We start from the raw sequence: 22244 nt of genomic DNA, 5'->3' as shown, positions 1-22244 counted from the left end.
GCGTCCGTCAGCCGGTGTACTTGGCGAAGATGCTGGTGAACTGCCAGGCGTTCTGGGCCACACCCGAGCAGGTGTCGTCGTTCGGGTAGCTGCCCGGGCAGGGACGGTCACGGTTGGCCGACCAGAACGTCAGCCGCGCGAGGTGGTGCTGCTGCGCGTAGCCGAGGATGGTCTGGAAGTCGGCTGTGGTGACGGTTTCGTTGTTGTCGGTGATGCCGTTCATGGAGGAGATGCCCATGTCCCGGTACGCCTGGTCGTCGCTGTAGCCGTACGCGTTCTTCAGCGCGGTCTTGAGACCCTCCGCGGCCCGCTGGGTGAGCGTGCCCATGTTCTGGCCCGCGCCGCCGAAGTCGAACGGCATGATTGTCCAGGCGTCCACGGTCAGTCCGGACGCCGCGGCCCGGTTGATCAGGCTGGTGTCGGGGCCGCTCTGCCCGGTGCCGATCGTGACGTACACCTTGATGCCCGGGTTGTTGGCCTTGACGGTCTTGAGCGCGTCCACGGTGCGCTGCTGGACCGTCGTGTTGCTGTAGGCGTCGGCCTCGATGTCGATGTCGATCGCCTTGAGCCCGTACGCGTTGATGACCTTCTGGTACGCGGCGGCCAGCTCCCCGGCGCTGGAGCAGGAGCTCTCCAGCTTGTTGCCGCTGTAGCCGCCGAAGGAGGGGACGACGTCGCCGCCGGCCGAGCGCACGGTGTTGATGGTCTGCTGGTCGACGCCGCCGGTCAGCCCGCGGCCGCCGTCCCACTGCGGGTTGCAGTAACCGTTGCTGAGGACGAAGGCCAGCGTGAACCACTTGACGCCGGTGGCGTTCATGACGGTGGTGGGGCTCGGCGGGTTGCCCCAGCCGTTGTAGAGGTAGGGGGCGACGGCCATCGGCGCGGAGGGGGGCGTTCCTCCGCCGTCGGCGGCGGGCGCGGTCCACTTCTGGTTGGCGGCGCCGGTGCAGGTCCAGATCTGGATCGGCGTGCCGTTGGCCGAGGTGTTGCCGGTGACGTCGGCACACTTGTTCGCCTGCGGATTGACGAGGTCGCGGGCGGCGGAGACCGTCCACTTCTGGTTGGCGCCGCCCGAACAGTCCCACAGCTGGAGCTTGGCCCCGTCCGCGGTCGAGTTGCCGGTGACGTCAAGACACTTGCCGAGGGCCCGTACGGTCCCGTCGGAGCCGACGGTCCACTGCTGGGCGGCGGTGCCGTTGCAGTCGTAGAGCTGAACGGCCGTGCCGTTCGCGGAGTTCGCGCCGGCCACGTCGAGGCACTTGCCCGCGAGTCCGGTGATGGTTCCGGTGGCGGCGGAGGCGGGGGAGACGCTCAGGGCGCCGGCGGAGAGAGCGAACACCGCCGTGGTCAGAGTGACGCGCAGCGCGGTGGAGCGCGCGAGGGATTGTCTTGGCATCAGAGGGTCACAGCCCTTCGGGGAGGCTGAAAGTGGGGGGCGTTCATGTCCGTGAATGTTGAGTGCATTCATGGAGCTGTAGTGATCGGTGAACCTAAAGGTCTGAACCAAACTCGTCAAGAGATGAAGCAAAGCGGGCTTCGAATTGACTTGGGTTCACAAGGAGTTGAACGCGCCGACCATCCCGGTGAGGTTCAACAGGGCGCGATGCGACGGGCTTTGAGGTGGACGCCTGTACTCTGACCGCTCGTCGTCCCGTACACGCCAACAAGCGTTCCTCACACCCCTGGTGCCCTCCTGATGATCAACCGTGTCCCGCGCCTTCCCCGCCGCGACGCCATGATGGATCCCGATCGACTTGTCACTTTCGGCGACGCGGTGATCGCGATCGCCATCACGCTGCTCGCGCTCGACATCACCGTTCCCGAGGGACTGGCCGACGGCGAGGTCGGAGCCGCGCTGAGGGACGCCCTGCCCAAGTTCGGGGCGTATCTGCTGAGCTTCGCCGTCATCGGCGCCCTGTGGCTGGGCCAGCACGCGCTCTTCCGGCAGATCAACGCGCTCGACAGCTGGCTGCTCCGCCTCTATCTCGCTCTGCTCGCCGTCGTGGCCGCGCTCCCGTTCCCCACGCGCCTCATCAGCGAGTACGGCGGCACCGCCGTGGCCACCTCGGTCTACGCGGCGACGATCGTCCTCGCCGTCGGGCTGCTCACAGCCATGTCCGCCCGCCTGTGGGCCAGTCCGGCCCTTGCCAAGCCGACCGTGCCCCTCGCGCAGATCGGGCAGTCGGTCCTGAGGGGCCTCCTGACCGTCCTCGTCTTCGCCACCTCGATTCCGGTGTCGCTCGCCTCGCCGACGGCCGCCAAGTACTGGTGGCTCCTCACCGTTCCCGCGCGTCTGCTGTTCCGCGACACGCGCACGCCCGAGGGCGAGCAACTGACCGCTGCCGCTGAGTGAGACCACCGAGCTTCGGACGACCGGACATCAGGGCAAGAGCCGGTTGAGGAGGGCCGTGCCGAACAGCCGGTGAGGATCGAGCCGGTTCAGGACGGCGGCCGTCTCGTCCCAGCCCGGGCCCGCACCGTCCCGGAAGGAGGCGGGCACCGCGGTGCCCAGCACCTCCTCGTCGGACCAGGCGGCCTCGTCCGTATAGCCCCAGCCCTTGGACCACTCGACGCGGGTGAGCGCGTACTCGCCGTCGTACGTCGTGAGCAGGAAGCGCTCCAACTCCCGGTAGAAAGCCTCCGCGTCGGGCGTCCCGGGCAGTGTCAGCACGTCCAGCCAGACGGCCGTGTCCCATTCGGGGTGGTCGGCGCGGGGACGCAGCGCGGACAGCAGTGGTGCACGGGCGCCCGCCGAGTCGGCGTCGGACGGGTGGTCGAGGCCGGTCACCCGGATCTCCACCTGGCCGTTGATGGGGTAGCGGCCCTGGGCGGCGTAGGCGGAGAGCCGCTCGCGGAAGAAGGCCGTGAACTCGGCGATGACGCGCTGCACTTCGGCACGCGAGGTGAGCACCGCGTACCCGTTGGCGGTCACCCGCAGCGTCGTGGGTCTGATGTAGAGCAGTGTGTTCTTCGACGGTCCCCAGATGTCCGCCGACAGGGTGGCGGTCAGTCCCACGGCCGCCGCGGTGAACTGCGCGGTGCCCAGGAGCGGGGCCAGATACCAGGCCGCGTCGGCCACCATGCGCCCGGCGAGATCAGCGACGACGGTGGGGACGTTGTCCGAGAAGGGGTAGTTGTACGGCGACCCCACGCGGCGGGAGGCCGGCGGCCGGGTGGGGGCGACACTCCAGACCTTCAGCCAGGGGTGCTCGGTGAACGCGAACCAGATCGCCTCCGCACGCCCCGACTCGTCCAGGAAGCTCGCGAAGGTCCGTCCGCCCCTGCGGTCGCCCGGCGCCGCGAAGAGTTCGGCGGCGGGGATGTCGGTACGGCTGACGCAGCGCAGATTGGTGTTCGCGCCCACGCGCAGCGTCACCTCGGTGACCAGGGCGCGGCCGAGATGCGCGAGGAGCGCCGCACCGTCGGGATCGTCCCTTTCGTACGTCCGCAGAACGTAGGCGTCGCTGCCCGCGTCCCACACCACCGCCGTGAGGGACAGGACGAGATTGCTGAGCGAGCCGTAGGTGTGCCCGGGCAGTCTGCTCTCGCCATGGGCCGGAACGGCCGTGCCGTGCGCGTCGATGGCCAGGGCGCCGCCGAGCGTCAGGTCGCCGGGCGCGGGCGTCGCCGTGAGGCCGAGGCCATGGTCCTCCAGATGACCGAGCAGCGCTTCCAGCGTGACGCCGGCACCGGCTCGTACGACGGCGGGGGCGGTGGACTCCAGGGACAGACCGGTGAGATGCCGGGCGGTGTCGACGAGCAGCACGGGAGCGCCCGCCTCGGTACCCGAGGCGATCGTCAGCGGGGACCAGCCATGGGAACTGCCCCGGGCGCGCACCGACCAGCCCTGCTTCCAGGCCCAGTTGACCACGGCGACCACCTGGTCCTGGTCGGCCGGAGCGCAGGCCCACAGCCCCGTGGCGGTGATCTCGCCGACCCAGTTGCGGTACGCCGAGCGGTAGACGTCGACGCCCTCGGGGAAGCCGGGAAGCTCCTCCGCCGCGGCGGCGCGGTCCGGCAGCGCGAGTGGCAGCAGCGCGGTGAGCGAGGCCGCGCTCAGCAGGAACCCCCGACGGGACCAGGGGGTGCGCCCTTCACTTTCTAAATGGTCGGTCACGCGGTTCACGGTAGGTGACAGTTGACACGCATCACCTGTCCGTCAAAACGATTCATCCATGTGGGTGAATGACGCGCTGTTGCGTCCGCACGGGGGGCGCGGGCGGGCACGGGCGGGGCGGGCGTCCTGCGCGGGCGGGTGGAGATGTCAGACTGACGGCATGGACGAGCGTGAATTCGGCAGGTCAGGCCAGAAGGCATCGGTCATCGGTCTCGGTACGTGGCAGCTCGGCGCCGACTGGGGTGACGTGAGCGCTGCGGACGCCGAGGCGGTACTGGAGACGGCGGCGGAGTCGGGGGTGACGTTCTTCGACACCGCGGACGTGTACGGCGACGGGCGCAGTGAGCAGGCGATCGCGTCCTTCCTCAGTGCCCGCCCCGACCTGCACGTGATGGTGGCGACGAAGATGGGCCGCCGGGTCGAGCAGATTCCGCAGAACTACGTCCTCGACAACTTCCGCGCGTGGAACGACCGTTCCCGGCGCAACCTCGGCGTCGACCGCATCGACCTGGTGCAGCTGCACTGCCCGCCGACCCCCGTCTACTCCTCGGACGAGGTGTTCGACGCGCTGGACACGCTGGTCGAGGAGGAGCGGATCGCCGCGTACGGGGTGAGTGTCGAGACCTGTGACGAGGCGCTGACCGCGATCGCCCGGCCGAACGTGGCGAGCGTGCAGATCATCCTGAACCCGTTCCGCATGAAGCCCCTGCGGCAGGTCCTGCCGGCGGCACGGGAGGCGGGCGTCGCGATCATCGCCCGCGTTCCGCTGGCCTCCGGACTGCTCTCGGGCAAGTACACGAAGGACACGGTGTTCGCGGCGGACGACCACCGGACGTACAACCGGCATGGGGAGTCCTTCGACCAGGGCGAGACCTTCTCCGGCGTCGACTTCGTGACCGGCGTGGAGGCGGCGGCCGAGTTCTCCGCGCTCGCCCCCGAGGGCGTCACCCCGGCCCAGCTGGCGCTGCGCTGGATCATCCAGCAGCCCGGCGTGACCACGGTGATCCCGGGCGCACGCTCGCCCGAACAGGCCCACGCCAACGCGACCGCCGCGAAGCTGTCGGCGCTGCCGGCGGAGACGCTGGACGCGATCGGGGAACTCTACGACCGACGGATCAAGGAGCAGGTGGAGGGCCGCTGGTAGCACCCCTCCGGGGGCCGGCCGCGCGACGGCTGCCGTCGGTGGCCCCGGCTCGTCGGGTCGGTGGTCTGGCTCGTCGGGTCGGTGGCCCGGCTCGTCGGGCCGGCCTCGGGGGAGTACCGTCCGCATCTGGGCCCCGCACCCGTGACTTTCTGGGTGGGTGCCGTTTGTGGCCTCGGCTTTGCGGGAGGCCAGGGGGCGTCGGGCAGTCGCGGCTCTCTCCCTGGGCCCTGTGGGCCTCCGCGTGGGCGAGGTCCGGGGCGCGGCTGCCATCGGATCGGGCCCGCGTGAGCCCGGTCCGTGGCCCTCGGCCACCCGCGCCCACCTCGGTGCCGTGCGGGCGGCAACAGTAAGCAGTGACCGCCTTCCCCCGGACACCGCTGGACTGCGGTCGGCTGCGAAGCCCGCCGCGCGCCGCCGCCCGCGAGAGCGATTTGCTGTTCGGCGGCCTTCCGGCCACCCGCACCTTGTCCTGGCGACGCCGCCCGCCACAGGGCCTCCGGCCCGGCTGCCCGAATCTGATCCCCGGTGGGGCGCTCGCCATCTGGCCTCCCATGCGGCTGCCGGTCGCCGGTTCTCCAGCGGGCCTGTCCGCCCTCCCGGTCCGCCCTCCCGGTCCGCCCTCCCGGTCCGCCCTCCCGCACGCAGAACACCCAGGCCCTGACCGAACGAACATGGTCGCGAAGTACTTGTTCGCAACGAACATGTTCGCTACCTTCGAGGGGTGACAGCGGCCCGCGTCACCCATTCCGAAGGAGCGACACCTTGTCCACTCACCACCCCATCGCCGTCGTCGGCGCCGGTCTCGGCGGCCTCACCCTCGCCCGCGTACTGCACCTGAACGGCATCGAGTCCGCCGTCTTCGATCTCGACGCCTCACCCACCGCCCGCACGCAGGGCGGCATGCTGGACATACACGAGGACTCCGGTCAGGCCGCCCTGCGGGCCGCCGGTCTCCACGACGAGTTCCGGGCGGTCATCCACCGCGGCGGCGAGGCCATGCGCATCCTCGACCAGGAGGCCACCGTCCGGATGGCAGAAGACGGCGAGGGCGGCACACGGCCCGAGGTGGACCGGGGAGTGCTGCGCGACCTCCTCCTCGGCTCCCTGCCCGACGGCACCGTCCGCTGGGGCGCCAAGGTCACCGGCGTACGGACGCTCGAGGACGGCCGCCACGAGGTGACGTTCGCCGACGGGCGGACGATCACCGTCGATCTGCTGATCGGTGCCGACGGCGCATGGTCGAAGGTGCGGCCGCTCGTCTCGGACGCCACCCCTGCCTACCTCGACCTCTCCTTCGTCGAGGCGCACCTTCTCGACGCCGACACCCGGCACCCGGAGAGCGCCGCCGTCGTGGGCAACGGCATGATGTTCGCGCTCGCCGAGGGTCACGGATTTCTCGCCCACCGCACCCCCGACGGCTCGCTGCACGTCTACGCCGCGCTGCGCACGCCCGCCGACTGGGCCACGTCCGGCCCCATCGACTTCACGGACGTCGAAGCGGCCAAGGCGAGTCTCCTGGAGCACTTCGACGGCTGGGACGAGCGGCTGCGGGCGCTGATCGCCGACGCGGACGGGGCGCTCGTCGCCCGCCCGGTCCACGCCCTGCCGGTCGGGCACCGCTGGGACCGCGTTTTGGGCGTCACCCTGCTCGGAGACGCCGCGCACCTGATGTCTCCGTTCGCCGGCGAGGGCGCCAACCTCGCCATGCTCGACGGTGCCGAACTCGCGACGGCCATCGCCGCCCACCCGGACGACATCGAGAAGGCCCTGACCACGTACGAGCAGGCGCTCTTCCCGCGCAGCGAGGCCGCGGCGGCCGCATCGGCGGAGAACCTCGACCTCTGCTTCGCCCCGCACGCACCCCAGCCGCTCGTCGACCAGATGGCCTTCTACCGTGCGGCGGCCGAGACGGCGATGGCGAACGCGACCGACTGAGACCCCCCTGCGGGCCCTGCACGCCCGAGCTCCGCATCCCCGTCCCGCCCACACCCTTCACCACCCCGTAACCAGCAGTCCGCACACGCCACTTCCGGCTCTCCCGGCCGCCTTCTATCCTCGCGCCCGGACCGGTGCCCGAGGCGGCCAGTCGTCGGGGACAGCCCGGTCCGACCCGTCATCGCACCTCCTCGTCCCACGGAAGGTGACACCACGTATGCGCCCCCAATGGCTGCGCACAGCAAGACGGTTCGGCAGTCGCACCGCGAGCAGGTCCGCCGCCGCGGTCGTGACCACCGCGGTCGTCCTCGCCCTTCCCGCCCCGGTGGACGCGGCCGGCCTCCCGCCCCAGCGGCCGGTCTCCGCCGTGGACCCGCTGATCGGATCGGCGAACGGCGGCAACACCTACCCCGGCGCCACCCTCCCGTACGGGATGATCGCCTGGTCCCCGACCAGCACCACAGGCGATCAGACCAGCACGGGGGCCGCCAACGGCTACCAGTACGACACCACCCGCATCCGGGGTCTGAGCCTCACCCACGTCAACGGCGCCGGCTGCAACCCGGGCGCCGCCGGGGACGTACCGATCATGCCGTTCGTCGGTGACGTGACGTCGTCGCCCTCGGCGGACACCAAGGACGCGGTCTACGCCGCCGACTTCACGCACGCCGAGGAGAAGGCCGTACCCGGGCGTTACACCCTCGGTCTCAAGACGGGTGCCACCGCCGACCTGGCCGTCAGCGAGCGTGCCGGTGTCGCCGACTTCGGTTTCCCGAGCGACCGACCCGCCAACCTGCTCTTCCGCGTCTCCAACTCCCTCAACGGCAGTGAGGACGCGCACGTCGACATCGACGCCGCGCACCGCAAGGTGACCGGCTGGGTCCTCACCGGTGCCTTCTGCGGACGCCGCGCCAACGGCGGCACGAACAACCGCAAGAGCTACTACAAGCTGTACTTCAGCGCCTCCTTCGACCGTGCCTTCTCCGACTTCGGCACGTGGAAGGACGGCACCCTGTCGGCGGGTTCGACCGCCGCCTCGGGAGGCGAGGGGTACGCCACCGGGGCGGCCCGCGCCGGCCGCGGTTCCGGCGGATACGTCGGCTTCGACACCAGCTCTGACAACGATGTCCACATGCGCATCGGGATTTCGTACGTCAGTCTCGACGGCGCTGAGGCCAACCTCCGCGGGGAGATCCCGTCGCACGCGAGCGTCGCCCAGGTGGCCGACGCGGGTGCCCGCGCCTGGGACCGCGAACTGAGCACCGTACGCGTCGGGGGCGGCACCTCCGCCCAGCGCACCACCTTCTACACCGCGCTCTACCACGCGCTGATGCAACCCGACCTGATCAGCGACGCCGACGGCCGGTACTACGGCATGGACGGCGCGGTGCACCGCCTCGATCGCGGCCAGCGTGCCCAGTACAGCAACTTCTCGGGCTGGGACCAGTACCGCGCCCAGATACAACTGCTCGCCCTGCTGAAACCGAGGATCGCGGGCGACTTCGCCCAGTCCCTCTACAACTTCGCGCAGCAGAACAACGGCGTCTGGGACCGCTGGGTGCACATCAGCGGCGCCACCCACGTCATGACCGGCGATCCCTCGGCGGCCACCCTGGCCACCTTCTACGCCATGGGCGTCCGCAACTTCGACTACGAGGGCGCCTTCGACTCGCTGGTCCGGCAGGCCACCGTGCCGAAGGCCGACGGTCTCTCGGACGCGGGCTGTCCCGGCCAGTGCGTGGGTCAACGGCCCAATCTCGCCCAGTACTTGAACTCGCACTACGCCGCGCAGGACGTCTGCCACTGCTGGGGCGGTGCCGCCGAGACCCTGGAGGACGCCGTCGCCGACTCCGCGCTCGCGCGGTGGGCGAAGCTGCTCGGCCATGACCAGGAGGCCGCCGATTTCGCCGAGCGCGGCGCCTACTGGCGCAATGTCTTCAACCCCGCCGCCACCGCCGACGCGGGCTACATCCAGGCCCGCAGGCTCGACGGCTCCTGGGTGGGCCCGTTCAACGCGGGCAGCGACCTCGGCTTCGCCCAGGGCACCAGCGCCACATACACCTGGATGGTGCCGCAGGACGTGCAGGGGCTGGCGGCCGCGATGGGCGGCCGGGAGAAGGCCGCCGCCCGCCTCGACGGGTTCTTCCACACGGCGGACGGCTCCTGGTCGGTGCGCGGCGGCGACCCGCTGCGCTACGACCCGACCAACGAGCCAGGCATCCACGCGCCCTGGCTGTACAACGCCCTCGGGCAGCCCTGGAAGACGCAGGCGACGGTACGGCGGATCCTCAACACCGTGTACGGCACCGGGCCTTCGGGGCTGCCCGGCAACGACGACCTCGGCACCATGTCCGCCTGGTACGTCTTCTCCGCCCTCGGTCTGTATCCCCAGACCCCGGGCAGCGCCTCCATGCTGCTGGGCGCCCCGCTTTTCCCGAGCGCGGTCGTGGACCGTCCGGGCAACACCGATCTCACCATCGGCGCGCCCGGCGCGGACGCCGCTCACCCCTACATCGACGCCGTACGCGTCAACGGGCACCCCACGCAACGCTCCTGGACGGATGCCGGCCTGACGACGAAGGGCGGCAGGATCGCCTTCCGGCTCGCCGAGCAGCCCAACACCCAGTGGGCGACCGACCCGGCAGGTCTTCCCCGGTGAAACCGGTGCTCTCCCGGGAACGGGCTGTTCCCGGGAGACCACCGGCGCGGCTCACTGGCGGGGAGCCGCGCTCCGAAGTGCCGTGATGCAGGAGCCGATCGCCTGCTGGAGCTCCTCCAGGCGCTGCACCATGTCGTCCTCGTAGATGTCGTCGGCGTCGTCGAAGGTCAGCTCCTCGAAGACCTTCGTGGCCTTCTGCAGGCTGCTGTAGAACTTCGTGCGGCGCTCCTGGACGCGCAGTTCGGGGTCCGCCTCGACGGTCTCGACGACGAGGTTCTTCATGGTGTCGTACGCCTCGGTCGCCCACTCGCCGGTGTCCTCGCCCTCGTCCAGCTCGTCGAGGAGGGAGAGGTGGCGCTCGGCCTCGGAGCGCAGTTCGGCCGGGGCGTCGAGGGTCTGTCCGGCCGGTGTCCTGATCTGGCCCTTCTCCGCGATCTGGCGGACGTAGCCGATCCGGTCGGCAGCCCTGGTCTCGGTGGCGACCGCCTTCTTCAGCTCGTCGGTGCGGGCGATGTCACGGGCCAACTCGGCCTGCAGCGCCGGGTCCTCCTTCACCCGGTCGAGGAGCGCGGCCCGGGCCGCCTGGGCCGTGGAGGGGTCGGCGAGGATCGCCGCCCGCAGCGCGGTGGGGTTCTCGGCGACCTCCAGGGCCTTGGTGGGGCGGATGCCCTCGGCCGCGGCGGCCTCGGTGATGGCGCTGCCGCGCTCGGAGGAGGCGCTGGAGCGGGACACGTAGTACGTCTGCCACGCCTCCGCGTCCGGCAGCTCGATGTCCTGGCCCGGGACGAGGACTTCGAAGTGCGGGACGAGACCGTCGTCGGCGGCCCTGTCCCAGGCCTTGTAATAGCGCATCACCCGTTCGGAGGAACATCCGGCCAGCTCGGCGAACTCCTTCGCGGACACCTTCGGCGTCTCGTCGGCGGACTGCCCACCCGGGCGCACACTGCGCGCCACCTTCAGGGCGAAGGTCCAGCCGCCGGTTCGCGCATATGCCCCGAAGTCGCGTGCGTCACACGAGATGGGGTCCAACACGCCCTGGATCGGGGCGGATTGGGCACTCGGATCGAGAACTACGGTCACCGGGAACTCTCCTGGGTAAGACGGCGTCTAGATTACAGAGAATGAAGCCTTGGCCGAAGCTTTCGGCCTGGGTCAAGCAGACAATCAAGCACACACACGTGCAATACGGAAACAAGTAAGCCTGAAACGACGCGATGTGATGCCCTTCACCCCGATGTGGCGGAAAGTGATGAATTCCTTACGGTCGCGACACGTAGGGAAGGGGGCAGAACATTCGTGAGATGGCGGGAGGATCTTTCGTGCGACCGTTCACCCTCAACTACGCCTTGCCCACGGGGCATTCGGCCGCAATACCCCCGTACCACTTCGACGTGTCCCTGCAACTGAACGTGCTGCCGGACGGCCGCCCGGCCGTCAGCGACCACGCCCTCCTCATGGCCGCCGGCACGACCACCTCCACCGCCGGTTCCCAGACGCACTTCGACGACTGACGGTCCCTCACTCACATGACGGTACTCATTCTCACGGCGGAGCAGGACGTCACCGCCGACATGGTCGTGGCCAGGCTGCACGAACAGGGCGTGCCCATGGTGCGCCTGGACCCGGCCGACCTGCCGGGCAAGGCGGTGCTGTCCGCGGACTACGCGCACGGCGACTTCGACGGCTATCTCTCGGTCAACGGCCATGTGCTCAGCATGGGCGGCCTGCGCTCCGTGTGGGTACGCCGTCCGGGTGAACCCGCGGCGCACGCGGCGGAGCCCTCGCCGTGGCTGACCGCGGAGACCAGGCAGGCCCTGTTCGGCATGCTCTACTCCGCCTCCACCCGCTGGATGAACCACCCGCGCCGGGCCGAGCAGGCCCGGCACAAACCCTGGCAGCTGCGGGTCGCCCACAGCAGTGGCTTCGCGGTCCCACCGACCGTGATCACCACCGCTCCCCGGGTGGCCCAGCAGTTCGTGGAGGAGTACCGGCAGGTGGTGGTGAAGTCCGCCTCAGGGCCGCCACCCGGCGAACCCCCGGTGGCCCTGCCGACCACGCTGATCGGCCCCGACGCGGACTTCTCCGGGGTCGCGGCCGGTCCCGCACTGCTTCAGCAGTACATCCCCAAGCGGGCCGACATCCGGCTCACCTGTATCGGCAACCAACTGTTCGCCGCACGGAAGGTCGCGGAGGCGGGGCAGGTCGACGGGCGCTTCGGCGAGACCGGACACGGCTGGGAGCCCACCCCGGTGCCCGGCCGTATCTCCCGCTCGGTCCAGGAGTACACCGCGTTCACCGGACTCGCGTACGCCGCCTTCGACTTCGCCGAGGACGAGGACGGCGTCTGGTGGTTCCTGGAAGGCAACCAAGGCGGGCAGTTCGGCTTCATCGAACTCGAAACCGGCCAGCCCATCTCGGAGGCGGTCGCCCTGTGGCTCTCCCAGCGAAGACCAGCCGCCAAGGGCCATTGACGCGCCTCGACCCGACCTCAAGGGAGGCCGACCGTACCCGTTTGGCGTGAATGGCGCTGTTGCTCCCGGGCTTTGAGATGAGTAAGCGTTCTCTGTCATGGAACGCGACCGGAGTCCCGAAGCCTTCCCCACCTCCCGTCCCTCCCCGCTTTCCCCGCCTTCTTCGCTCCCCCCGCTCTCTCGTCTCTCCCGTCGTCAACTCCTCGCCGCGACAGGCGTCGCGGGTGTCGTGGGCGTCTCCTCCACCGCCCTCGTCCCCGCTCCGGCCGCGGCGCGCAGCCGCGCAGCGCCCTCCCTGTCGTTCTCGGAGGCCACCAACGGCGCGGCCACGCTCTCGCCGGCCGGTGACCGGCTGATCGTCGAGATCCAGCAGGTGCTGTGGTCGCTCCCGCGCAGCGGCGGCCGCGCCGTGCCCCTCACCCCGGCCGGCCTCGAACCCAACCGGCCCACGCACTCCCCGGACGGCAAGCTCATCGCGTTCTGCGCGTACCAGGGCGGCGGCTACCACCTGTGGACCATGCGCTCCGACGGCTCGGACGTACGGCAGCGCACCGACGGCCCCTGGGACGACCGCGCCCCGGCCTGGTCCCCGGACGGCACCCGGATCGCCTTCGCCTCCGAGCGTGGCGGCGACCCGGTCGAGGGCAGCCCGTACCGCATCCACGTCCTGGACCTGGCAAGCGGCGAACTGACCCGCGTCACCGGGCTCACCGCTCAGGACGGCCCTTGGCAGGACGGCCCCTGGGAGGACTTCGACCCCACCTGGTCTCCGGACGGCAAGCGCGTCCTGTTCGTCCGCGCGAAGGCCGTCACCCTGCCCACAGGGCCCGGCCTCGAAGCCCGCACCATCGCCGCGGTACCGGCCGGCGCCGCGGTACCGGCCGGCGCCGCGGTACCGGCCGGCGCCGCGGGCCCGGTCGTCGTCGAGCACACGGAAACCACGGCCGCGCAGGTCATGACCCCGGCCCTGGCTCCCGACGGCCGCCGCCTCGCGTACCTGCGCGTCACCGCTGCCCCGAACGCCTCCTGCACCCTCGTCGTCGACGGCACGCCCGTCGCGCTCGCCGGAGACCTCGCACCCGTGCCGCCACGCTGGACCGCGGCGGGGGAACTGCTCCTCACCGTGGACGGCCGCTTCACCCTCGTACGACCTGAGAAGCCGGCGCGGACCGAGCCGATCCCCTTCGAGGGCGAACTGCCGGTGGACCGGCCGCGGTACCGGATCAAGCAGTACGACCTCGGCGAGGCTCAGGTGCGCCCGGTGCGGGGCATCCATCTGCCCGCGCTGTCCCCCGACGGACGGCGGATCGCCTTCGCCGCCCTCAACTCGCTCTGGCTGGCCAAAACGTCGGGCGGGCGCCCGCCCGAGCGACTGCGGAAGTCGGGGCCCACCCGCTATCTGCTCGCACCGGTCTGGGCGCGCGACGGACGGTCACTCCTGTACGCCGACGACCGCGACGGACTGCTCGGCGTGTACCGGCGCGATCTCGCCACCGGCGAGGAGACCGTGGTCGCCACGGGCGGGCGGGTCCATCCCGCGCTCTCGCCGGACGGGAAGAGACTCGCCTGTCTCGACATGACCGGAAGGCTCGTCCTGCGCGATCTGGGCAGCGGTGAGGAACGCGCCCTGGTGACGCCGCTCGGCGGCGGCGGGCTGCCCGGTCGCCCCAGTTGGTCACCCGACGGCAGATACCTCGCGCTGTGCGACCGTAACCGCCTGAACCTCCGCTTCCGCGAGGGCTACAACGTCATCCGGATCGTCGACACCACCACAGGCACCGACCGCCTCCACGCCGTCGCGCCCCACGTCTGCATCGCCGACCGCTACGACTCCGGACCCGTCTGGTCGCCCGACGGACGCTGGATGGCGGTCGTCGTCGAGTCCGCGCTGTGCCTGCTGCCCGTCGCCCCCGACGGCACCCCGACCGGTGCCCCGCGCACCCTCGCCACCGAACCCGCCGACCACCCCTCCTGGTCCGGCGACTCGAAGACCCTCCTGTACCTCTCGGCGGGCCGCCTGCGGCTCATCGGCATCGACGGGGGCGAGAGCCGCACCGTCCGGGTCCCCCTCGACCAGCACAGGACCGCCCCCGCCGACACGGTGGTGCACGCCGGGCGCCTGTGGGACGGTACCGGCGAGTCGGTCAGGGACGATGTGGACATCGTCGTACGCGGCGGACGCGTCGCCGAAGTCGCGCCGCACCGGGCCCGCGGCCGTGGCGCCCTCACCAGGATCGACGCCTCGAACCGCACCGTGATCCCCGGGCTGTGGGACACCCACACCCACCCCTGGCAGAGCACCTACGGAGGCCGCCAGACCGTCGGACAACTGACGTACGGGATCACCACGGCCGTCTCCCTGGGCGGATTCGCCTACGAGCAGGCCCGCATCCGCGAGGCGGTGGCCGTCGGACAGCTCGCCGGACCCCGGATTTTGACGACCGGCGAACTGCTCGACGGCTCGCGGGTCGCCTACAGCATGGGGCGCGCCCACCGCACGAAGGACGGTCTGCGCAGGTCGCTGGAGCGGGGTGCCGCCCTCGACTGGGACTTCGTCAAGACCTATGTGCGGGCGCCCAGTTGGGTGATGGAAGAGGCCGCGCGGTTCGCGCACGAACGGCTCGGGGTGCGTTCGGGGAGCCATCTCCTGTCACCCGGCGTTCAGTGCGGACAGGATCTGACGAGCCATCTGTTGGCCACTCAGCGCGGGGAGTTCGGACACGCGCTGACCGCCACCGGACGGGCGTACGAGGACGTCGTGGAGATCTACACCGGGCAGGGCGTCAACTTCGCCCTCGTCGCCACACCGTTCACCTCCGCGCCGCTGCTCGGCGCCGATCCGGGGCTCGCCGACGACCCACGCGTCACCGTCGTCATGCCCCCGTGGGACTCCGCCGCCGTACGGCAATCCGCGGGTGTGTCGCCCACCGCGGCCCAACTGGCCACCCTGCGCACCGAGACGGACGTCTACCGGCGGGTGCTGGCCGCGGGCGGTCTCGTCGCGCTCGGCACGGACCAGCCCCTCGTACCGGTCGGGCTCTCCCTCCACCTGGGCCTGCGCGCCCTTCACCGCGGTGGACTGTCCCCGGCCGGGGCGCTGCGCACCGCGACCGTGCTGCCGGCCCGCCTCTTCGGTCTCGACGGCGACCTCGGCACCGTACAGCCGGGGAAACTCGCCGATCTCACGGTGGTGGACGGCGATCCCTTCGAGGACTTCGACACCCTCGTCCGCACCGTGTCGGTGCTGAGGGGCGGAACGCCGTACGTGACGCAGGACCTGGTGGCCGATTTCGAGCCGTCGTCGAAGGTCTCGGTATCGGCATCGGAGCGCTGGCGCGCCGTGACCGAGGACGACTGGCTCGAAGTGGGGCGGCTGATGCGCAGGGACGGCTGTTGCGGCACGGGTTCACTGTGATCCGCCCCTGAAGGTCCGCAGGAAGGTGGCCAGGGCCGCCTGGTCGGCGGCGGTGTCCCAGTCGGCGGCCGGGGTCGTCCACCTGAGGGAGAAGCCCTCGTGGTCACCGATGAGGAAGCCACGCCCGAACGTGCGCTCACGGACCCCGTCGTTCGTCGACAGCCACTCCATGTCGGCGCCCCTGTAGCCCTGGTAGGTGACGGCGCGGATGTCACCCAGCCGCTCGTAGGCGATGGAGTCGCCGCGCAGCGAGGTGTCCACCTCGCGCCAGACCGCGACGGGGTCCGAGGTGAGCTGGGTGCTGTAGGTGACGACCAGCGTGCGCGGGTCCCCGCTCGCGCCGAGCGTGACCCGGTAGGAGCCGTCGGCGGAGTTCTCGGTCCGCACCGGCTTCCAGCCCCTGGGCAGCTCGACGGAGAAGCCCTGGGGCGCGGTGTAGCGGAAGAAACCGGCCGGCGGATCCTGGGTGACGGTGTGGGACGGCGAAGGGGAGGCGGAAGCGGACGTGGAAGAAGAAGGGGAGGGGGACGTCGACGGGGCCTGCTGGGGAACAGAGCTGCTGGGCGAGGCGCTCGGCGTGGGGGAGGGTTTGGCGGAAACCGTGGGTGACGGCGCGGGGCCGGACGCGGAGGCGCCGCGCTCGGACAGTCCGCCGGCCGCGGTGAGCCCGGCGAAGCAGACGACTGTCACGGCCAGCGCCCCGCCCAGCAGCACCGGGCGGCTGAGGGGTACCTTGCCCCACACCCGCCCCGCCGGCGGTGCGTCGAGGTCCCGGAAGACCGGCAGGATCTCGGTGGGCATCGAGTCGTCGTCGAGTTCCGCCTTGAGAATGCGCGTGAGCGCCTCCCGCACGACCGACTCGGGCACCCGCTCCACCGGATCCCTGCGCAGGAGCCCCTGAATGGCCGGACTGAGCGGCCCGGCGCTCAACGGGGCCCGGATGGGCAGCCGTTGCACGGCGCGGAACGTCGCTTCGAGCCCTCCCCGGTCCCGGATGGCCGGCCGGCCCTCGACCATCTCGTACATGATCGCGCCCAGCGCCCACAGGTCCGTGGCCGGTCCACCGCCCTCGCCACGGGCCTGCTCGGGGGAGGCGTACGACGGTGCCGTGACGCGCGGGGACGCGCTGGCCCCCATCAGCCCGAAGCCGGCCACCGTGACCCCGCCCCGCTCCGACACCCACACCTGGCCGGGGCTGAGGTCGCCGTGTGTGATCCCTTCCTGATGGGCCGCGCCCAGGATGTCGAGGACGCCGAGCCCGATGTGGGCCGCGCGGACATAGTCCACCGGGCCGTGCCCGAGGAGTGCGCTCAGCGGAACGCCCTCCGGCCGTGCGGTGACCGTCCACAGGAAATCGTGGTCCTCGACGACGTCGACGACGACGGAGACCCGCCCGGGGCAGACCAGCCCCAGAGCCTCGGACTCCCGGGTGATCCGGACCGCGGTGCGCAGCTCCGCCTCCTCACGGAGATGGGCCGGGAGCCGGGAGCGCGTCAGGGTGACCGGCCGCTCGGACTCGACGTCCTGACCGTGCCAGCCCTCACGCCCCTCCTCGTGGTGGACACCCTCCAGCAGTCGGTATCTTCCGGCGACCAACTCATCCGTGGAGACTTGCACCTTGACCATGGTCATCCCTCGCTGCGCACCGGACTCTCACCTTTCCCGGTTGTACGGCGGGTGTGACGTTGTGTGTTCAAAGGCGGGCGATTCCGGGGCCCCGTTTTCCGGAATTCTTTGCGCGTAGCGCACTCGTGCGAAGAATTCAGGCCGCGGTTCATCTCACGGTGTCGTCGTGGACATCGGGCCGGTGTCCTTGCCGATGTACGACTCGGCGAAGGTGGCCGCCGCCGCGGGTGAGCCGAGGATCCGTCGCAGGCGGGCTCGCGCGGCACCCGCCCGGAACGGATCGCCCGAGGACGGTCCGTGCAGCAACTCCGCGAACCACTGGGAGAATTCCTGGTACTCCCACACCCGCCGCAGACAGGCTGCCGAGTAGCCGCGCAGTCCGTCGGCGTCCCCCCTCAGGTAGTAGGCGACGAGCGCGTCGGCCAGTGACAGGGCGTCGTGCAGCGCGAGGTTCATGCCCTTCGCGGCGATCGGTGCGACGAGGTGCGCGGAATCGCCGGCCAGGAACAGCCGCCCGTACGTCATCGGCTCCACGACGTAGCTGTGCATGTCGAGGACGCGTTTCTCGATCAGCGGTCCCTCGGTGAGCGGTGGGGCTCCGGCGACCGACAGCCGGGCGTGGAGCTCCGACCACACGCGGTCGTGCGACCAGTTCTCCGGGTCCTCGCCGGGCGCCACCTCAAGGTAGTAGCGGGTGACTTCGGGGCTGCGGGCCATGTGGGCGCCGAATCCGCGCGGGTGGACACCGAAGACGACACAGTCGCTGGACGGCGGTGCCTCGGCGAGCAGCGCCAGCCAGCCGACCCCGTAGTCGTACCGGGCCACCGTGCCCCTGTCCGGGGTCACATGGGTGCGGGTCACTCCGCGCGCGCCGTCGCAGCCGGCGACGATGTCGCAGTCGATCCGCCGGCGCTCTCCCGTCTCCGGATCGGTGTAGAGCACCGCCGGCCGGTCGCCGTCGATGCCGTGGAGGGCCACGTCACGCACGCCGAAGAGGATCTCGCCGCCGTTCACGTCGGCGTACTCGTGCAGCAGGTCCGTCACCAGCAGTGGCTGAGGATAGACGAAGTGCCGGTCCCCGGTCAGCGCGGCGTACCGGAAGCGGTGGCGCTCGCCGTCGATCCGGAACTCGCATTCGCTGTGCGCCTGCGCCCGCTCCACCAGCCGGTCGGTCAGCCCCCGTTGACGCAGCGCCCGCACCGCCCACTCCTCGATGAAGCCGGCGCGGGGCCGCTGTTCGACGAACTCCCGGGTCTCGGTCTCCAGGACCAGGCAGTCGACGGACGCGGCCCGCAGGATGTTGGCGACGGTGAGCCCGGCCGGTCCCGCGCCGATGATGACGACGGGGACGCGCGGTGCCGGCGCGGATGTGGGGGAGGGGTTGATCATTCCGGCATTATGGCGGCGACCCGACAAGCCCTCACACCGCCTGCGCAACCCTCTGACACGGCTCGCACAACCCCTCCGTCCCTGCCCGCGCCGATGTCCCGCGGCGTCCCCGGGCGTGACTTCAGACGCGCGCCACGAACTCCCAACTCCCGTGCGGTACCGCGTACACGACGAATCCCGGCTCCGAGCGCAGCCACCTCGCACCGTCCGGCGACGCGACGGCCGAGCGGTCGGCCGCCGGCACGTGCACCTCCGCCGTCGCCCCGACCGGCACTTCCACCGACAGCCGGGTCGTCCCGTCCACGACGGACCACGCGGCCGCCGCCCGGCCGCGCACGGTCCGCACCGAGGTACGGGCCCAGTCCACGCCCGTACGGCCGTCCGGGCGGACCGTGAAGGTGCGGTAGCCCGCGTCGCCGGGGCGCAGGCCCGCCACGTTCTCGTACAGCCACTGCACCACGGTGCCCAGGAAGTAGTGGTCCCGGGAGCGGGAGTCGAGCGGCCACATCTCCCACATGGTGTCGGCACCGTTGTCGAACCAGTACCCCCAACCGGGGTAGGTGCGCTGGGTGGCGAGGGCGTGGGCCACCTCGGGATGCCCCTGGGCCGAGAGCTCGCGCAGCAGCACGCTGGTGCCCAGCGCCCCCGTGTTCAGGTGGTTGCCACGCCGTGCGATGTCGGCCAGGAGCGAGTCGACCACGCTCGCCCGGGAGCCGGCCGGGACGAGCCCGAAGGCCAGCGGGACGCAGTTGCTGGTCTGGCGGTAGTCGGGGTCCTTCGCCGTGTGGTAGTGGCCGTCCGCGCCGAGGAACGCCGTGTTGAACGCCTCCTTGAGCGCGTCGGCCGTCTTGCGGTAGCGGCCCGCCACCTCGGTGTCGCGCAGCAGATCGGCCAGTTCCGCGGTTCCGGTGAGCGCGCGGTGCAGATAGGCGGTGGCGGTCAGCCTGGTGTCCTCGGGCGGGTTGCCGCCGTAGCCCGGCGGCAGCCAGTCGCCGAGGGCGGTCACCGCCAGCCCGTCCTGGAGACGCCCGATCTCCCAGTCCAGGTAGCGGATGAGCGGCGCCCAGTGGTCACGGGCGAGCCGCTCGTCCCCGTACACGCGGTACATCTCCCGCAGCAGGAAGGGGTACACCGTCGTCCACTCCGGAGCGGGGGCCAGATCGTGGTAGCCCCAGCCTCCGCTCGGCACGATCACCGGCAGCTGCCCTTCGGCGTCCTGACTGTCCCTCAGGTCACCCAGCCACTTCGTCAGAAAGCGGTGCACACCGAAGGCATACGCCATCACAGGCGCCCCGAGCTGCGCGTCGCCGGTCCAGCCGTTCTTCTCGTACACGGGAGTGTCCGTCGGAATGCCGTGGAGGTTGTTGAGGACGGTGCGGCGCATCGCCCCGTCCAACTTCTCGTAGAACGGCTCGGAACAGGAGAACGTGCTCGTCGACGCCACCCGCGTGTGCACGACCCGGCCGAGCACCTGCTCGGGCCCCGGCTTCGCGGGCAGCCCGCTGACCTGGACGTAACGGAAGCCCTTGTACGAGAACCTGGGCTCCCACACCTCGTCCGCGCCGCCGCCCGCACACACGTACTCGTCCGTCTGGCAGCGGCCCGGCACCAGGTCGTTGCGGGCGATCACACTGCCGTCGGAGTTCAGCCGCTCCCCGTGGGCCAGCCGGACGGTCGTCCCCGCCTCGGCGCGCACGGTCAGCCGGGTCCAGCCCGCGAGCGTCCGCCCCATGTCGACGACGTACACGCCCTGGCTCAACTCGCTGATGTCCACCGGGCGTACGGTCTGAGCCACCTCGATCGGGTCGTGCCCCTGAGCGTGCAGGGTGCCCTGGGGCGCGGTCTGCCGCTGGGCCTCCTGCCAGGAGCGGTCGTCGAAGCCGGGGCGTGACCAGCCCCGGGGTGCCTTGCGGGCGTCGTAGGTCTCGCCCGCGTAGAGGGAGTTGGAGAGGGTCGGTCCGTCGGTGATCCGCCAGGTGCCGTCCGTGGCGGCGGTGGTGCGCGAGCCGTCCGGATGGTCGATCTCCAGCTGCGCCAGCAGCCGGGGTTCACCGTGCCAGGGTGCTCGGTTCCAGTTCCACGCGGTGGGGGTGGTCAGGCCGAAGAAGCCGCGCCCGAGCGTCACCCCGATCGCGTTGGCACCGCGCCGGACGCGGTCCGTGACGTCGTGCACCGCGTAGAGCACCGTCTCCTCGTAGTCCGTGAAGCCGGGGTCGAGGACCTGACGGCCGACGCGGACGCCGTTGATCTCGGCCTCGTAGTAGGCGAGTCCGCTGATGTGGAGGCGGGCGCGCACGACGTCCTTCGGGACGCTGAACGTCCGGCGCAGCAGGGGAGCGGGCTGTTCGGGGACGGCGATGGAGACGCCGGTGCCCCAGGGGCCCTGTTCCCAGGGCGCCAGCACGGCGGCCCCGGACCAGCCCGTGTCGTCGAAGTCGGGCCGCTGCCAGCCCTGTTGCTCACTGTCGGCGCAGCGCCAGCCGTCACCGGTGACGAGCTCGACCGTGTCGCCGGACGTGGTCTCCACGATCAGGCGGAGCAGGAGCCCGCCCGGATTGGCGGACCCGTTGTCACGGTTGGTCGCGACGGCGGCGACCACGATCCGCCCGCCGCTCGCCCCGCGCACCTGTTCGGTGACCTCGGCGAGCTGCCCGGTGCGCCAGGCGTCCGTCTGCTGGGGCTGATACAGGACCTGCTGTCCGTCGACGTAGAGCGTGAAGTCGTCGTCGGCCGTGGCCACCAGTCTCGCCCTGCGCACCTCAGCGCCGGTGGGGAGGGTGGTCGAGGTACGGAACCAACGGGGTCCGACGGGGGCGGAACCGGTGGTCGAGCCGGGCGACCAGATCCAGGACGCCCCGTCGAAGCCGGGCGGTTCGGGCAGCGCCGCCGCCCCGATCCAGAACCCCTGCCAGCCGTCCTTCGGCAACGTTGTCTCCCACCAGCGCGGGGTGCTCCACGCCGATGGGCGGCCGTCGCCGTCCCAGACCCTGACCTGCCAGTGGTAACGGGTACGGGGCCGCAGCGCGGGCCCCGCGTAGGCGATGCCGACGGTACGGTCCGACTCGACGCGCCCCGAGTCCCAGACCAGGCGCCGACCCTCGCGCAGGTCCTTCTCGGTGAGCGCCACCCGTACCCGGTACGCGGACTGCCTCGCGCCCCGGCCCGGGGCGGCCAACTCCCAGGTGAGCCTGGGGTGTTCGACCTCGGTGCCCAGAAGCGTCTCGGCGTACTCGACGGTGGTGCGGTCGATGCGCAGCCCGCCCTCCCGCGGGGCGTCGGCGCTCGCTCCGGGGGTTGCGGAGGCGGTGTGGGCGCCCCCGGACCCGAGTGCGACGGTGGCGCCCGGTCCGACGACGGAGCTGCGCAGGAAGACGCGGCGGTTCCAATCCTTGGCCATGTGTCGCCCCTCGATGGTGAAGTCGATGGTGAAGCGATGAATTGAAACGTTTCATTCCGATGGTAACGATCCTACGCATCACGTCACTTCA

Annotated in this window: 13 protein-coding genes; 7 read left to right on the top strand and 6 right to left on the bottom strand. The window is 71.1% G+C overall.

Annotation, left to right across the window (positions count from 1 at the left end):
* Positions 1–7: 7 nt before the first annotated feature.
* Positions 8–1396, bottom strand: a complete 1389-nt coding sequence (locus ACFZDJ_RS27160) for a ricin-type beta-trefoil lectin domain protein (protein ID WP_391062370.1) — start codon at positions 1394–1396, stop codon at positions 8–10.
* A gap of 300 nt (positions 1397–1696) precedes the next feature.
* On the opposite strand from ACFZDJ_RS27160, the gene ACFZDJ_RS27155 reads away from it, so the two are divergent.
* Positions 1697–2353: a TMEM175 family protein gene (locus ACFZDJ_RS27155; protein ID WP_391062367.1), complete on the top strand. Its 657-nt coding sequence runs from the start codon at positions 1697–1699 to the stop codon at positions 2351–2353.
* 27 nt (positions 2354–2380) lie between these two features.
* Here ACFZDJ_RS27155 and ACFZDJ_RS27150 read toward each other — a convergent pair whose 3' ends face one another.
* Positions 2381–4117 (bottom strand): cholesterol oxidase substrate-binding domain-containing protein, encoded by a 1737-nt coding sequence (locus tag ACFZDJ_RS27150; RefSeq protein ID WP_391062364.1) that lies wholly within the window; start codon positions 4115–4117, stop codon positions 2381–2383.
* Positions 4118–4277: 160 nt separating this feature from the next.
* Here ACFZDJ_RS27150 and ACFZDJ_RS27145 point away from each other — a divergent pair, with 160 nt between their 5' ends.
* From ACFZDJ_RS27145 to ACFZDJ_RS27135, 3 genes are all read left to right on the top strand, one after another.
* The gene (locus ACFZDJ_RS27145; RefSeq protein ID WP_168514691.1) at positions 4278–5261 is read left to right on the top strand and encodes an aldo/keto reductase; all 984 of its coding nucleotides are present in this window, start codon (positions 4278–4280) and stop codon (positions 5259–5261) included.
* Between the two features lie 762 nt (positions 5262–6023).
* Entirely contained in the window at positions 6024–7196 is a 1173-nt protein-coding gene (locus tag ACFZDJ_RS27140; protein WP_391062360.1) for an FAD-dependent monooxygenase, read from the top strand.
* 217 nt (positions 7197–7413) lie between these two features.
* Positions 7414–9855 carry a GH92 family glycosyl hydrolase gene (locus ACFZDJ_RS27135; protein ID WP_391062357.1) on the top strand — a complete coding sequence of 814 codons (2442 nt, stop codon included), beginning with the start codon at positions 7414–7416 and terminating at the stop codon, positions 9853–9855.
* Between the two features lie 51 nt (positions 9856–9906).
* Here ACFZDJ_RS27135 and ACFZDJ_RS27130 read toward each other — a convergent pair whose 3' ends face one another.
* Positions 9907–10935, bottom strand: coding sequence for a hypothetical protein (locus ACFZDJ_RS27130; protein WP_248297311.1), 1029 nt, complete (start codon positions 10933–10935; stop codon positions 9907–9909).
* A gap of 239 nt (positions 10936–11174) precedes the next feature.
* Between ACFZDJ_RS27130 and tgmA the strand changes: the two genes are divergently transcribed.
* The 3 genes from tgmA (at position 11175) to ACFZDJ_RS27115 (ending at position 15741) form a co-directional block, all read left to right on the top strand.
* Entirely contained in the window at positions 11175–11366 is a 192-nt protein-coding gene (tgmA, locus tag ACFZDJ_RS27125) for a putative ATP-grasp-modified RiPP (RefSeq protein WP_101402862.1), read from the top strand.
* A gap of 15 nt (positions 11367–11381) precedes the next feature.
* Positions 11382–12326 (top strand): ATP-grasp ribosomal peptide maturase, encoded by a 945-nt coding sequence (tgmB, locus tag ACFZDJ_RS27120; RefSeq protein ID WP_390935561.1) that lies wholly within the window; start codon positions 11382–11384, stop codon positions 12324–12326.
* Between the two features lie 97 nt (positions 12327–12423).
* Positions 12424–15741, top strand: a complete 3318-nt coding sequence (locus ACFZDJ_RS27115; protein ID WP_391062355.1) for an amidohydrolase family protein — start codon at positions 12424–12426, stop codon at positions 15739–15741.
* Here the strand turns inward: ACFZDJ_RS27115 and ACFZDJ_RS27110 are convergent.
* From ACFZDJ_RS27110 to ACFZDJ_RS27100, 3 genes are all read right to left on the bottom strand, one after another.
* Positions 15733–17367 carry a serine/threonine protein kinase gene (locus ACFZDJ_RS27110; RefSeq protein ID WP_391062352.1) on the bottom strand — a complete coding sequence of 545 codons (1635 nt, stop codon included), beginning with the start codon at positions 17365–17367 and terminating at the stop codon, positions 15733–15735. The two genes, ACFZDJ_RS27115 and ACFZDJ_RS27110, sit on opposite strands and share 9 nt — an antisense overlap.
* Before the next feature lie 153 nt (positions 17368–17520).
* Entirely contained in the window at positions 17521–18756 is a 1236-nt protein-coding gene (locus tag ACFZDJ_RS27105; protein WP_391062350.1) for a 4-hydroxybenzoate 3-monooxygenase, read from the bottom strand.
* A 121-nt stretch (positions 18757–18877) separates the two neighbouring features.
* Positions 18878–22153: a family 78 glycoside hydrolase catalytic domain gene (locus tag ACFZDJ_RS27100; RefSeq protein WP_391062347.1), complete on the bottom strand. Its 3276-nt coding sequence runs from the start codon at positions 22151–22153 to the stop codon at positions 18878–18880.
* Between the last annotated feature and the right edge of the window lie 91 nt (positions 22154–22244).

Source organism: Streptomyces sp. NPDC007896 (assembly GCF_042959425.1).
Classification (GTDB): domain Bacteria; phylum Actinomycetota; class Actinomycetes; order Streptomycetales; family Streptomycetaceae; genus Streptomyces.
Note: the sequence above shows the minus strand (reverse complement) of the source record. Positions and strands in the feature narration are given on the sequence as shown.

What these genes read in the sequence shown, in the direction of transcription:
- tgmB (WP_390935561.1), top strand. Translation starts at nt 11,382, where the DNA reads ATGACGGTACTCATTCTCACGGCGGAGCAGGACGTCACCGCCGACATG.
- ACFZDJ_RS27100 (WP_391062347.1), bottom strand. Translation starts at nt 22,153, where the DNA reads ATGGCCAAGGATTGGAACCGCCGCGTCTTCCTGCGCAGCTCCGTCGTC.
- ACFZDJ_RS27135 (WP_391062357.1), top strand. Translation starts at nt 7,414, where the DNA reads ATGCGCCCCCAATGGCTGCGCACAGCAAGACGGTTCGGCAGTCGCACC.
- ACFZDJ_RS27160 (WP_391062370.1), bottom strand. Translation starts at nt 1,396, where the DNA reads ATGCCAAGACAATCCCTCGCGCGCTCCACCGCGCTGCGCGTCACTCTG.
- ACFZDJ_RS27115 (WP_391062355.1), top strand. Translation starts at nt 12,424, where the DNA reads ATGGAACGCGACCGGAGTCCCGAAGCCTTCCCCACCTCCCGTCCCTCC.
- ACFZDJ_RS27110 (WP_391062352.1), bottom strand. Translation starts at nt 17,367, where the DNA reads ATGGTCAAGGTGCAAGTCTCCACGGATGAGTTGGTCGCCGGAAGATAC.
- ACFZDJ_RS27105 (WP_391062350.1), bottom strand. Translation starts at nt 18,756, where the DNA reads ATGATCAACCCCTCCCCCACATCCGCGCCGGCACCGCGCGTCCCCGTC.
- ACFZDJ_RS27155 (WP_391062367.1), top strand. Translation starts at nt 1,697, where the DNA reads ATGATCAACCGTGTCCCGCGCCTTCCCCGCCGCGACGCCATGATGGAT.
- ACFZDJ_RS27145 (WP_168514691.1), top strand. Translation starts at nt 4,278, where the DNA reads ATGGACGAGCGTGAATTCGGCAGGTCAGGCCAGAAGGCATCGGTCATC.